This is a genomic window from Sphingomonas sp. CCH9-E2 (assembly GCF_001557215.1).
GTDB lineage: Bacteria > Pseudomonadota > Alphaproteobacteria > Sphingomonadales > Sphingomonadaceae > Sphingomonas.
The window spans coordinates 1-527 of record NZ_LSJM01000448.1; the positions used below are offsets into that span (position 1 = coordinate 1).

The 527-nt window shown below is 69.4% G+C and carries 1 protein-coding gene; it reads right to left on the reverse strand.

All coding sequences use genetic code 11. The annotated features are described in order from the left end of the window. Positions 1 to 342 precede the first annotated feature (342 nt). Positions 343 to 527, reverse strand: a 185-nt coding sequence (locus tag AX681_RS22970) for a hypothetical protein (protein ID WP_231735041.1), incomplete at its 5' end; no start/stop codon positions are given.

Consider the following 527-nt stretch of genomic DNA (forward strand, 5'->3'; position numbering starts at 1 on the left):
ATTCCTCCCCTGAGCTTGTCTCAGGGGAGGGGGACCGCCGGCGAAGCCGGTGGTGGAGGAGCGGCCGCGCAGACGGCCGCGAGCAGTTCGGCAAAAACACCGCCGTCTGACGACGGCGGCCCCTCCGTCATCGCTGCGCGATGCCACCTCCCCTGCGGGGCAGGGGAGGAATTGGAAGATCGCTTCACTTCGCCCACCCCCTTCAAATGTTGGATTTCGTCTGATCTACCCTGATCGATGAACCCTACCGCATCCGACTCACCCACCCCCGCGTCGCCGACCGGACACGCACCCGTCGCGTACCTGTTGTCAGCGGGTCGCCTCGCGGTCGCGCCCCGGGTGTCAGCCCGTCGCGACGGTGTCGCGCCCCTGTCGCGTCAGCGTCCAGCACCTGTCGCCAACCCGCCGCTTCGCAGGTGCCAACCCGGCGCGTCCCCGTCCACCGCGCCCGACACGCCCCATTTTCGTCAGCTTCGTCGGATCGCCCCGCGATCCACCACGCCGCTTGACAGCCCCCCGCCCCTCTC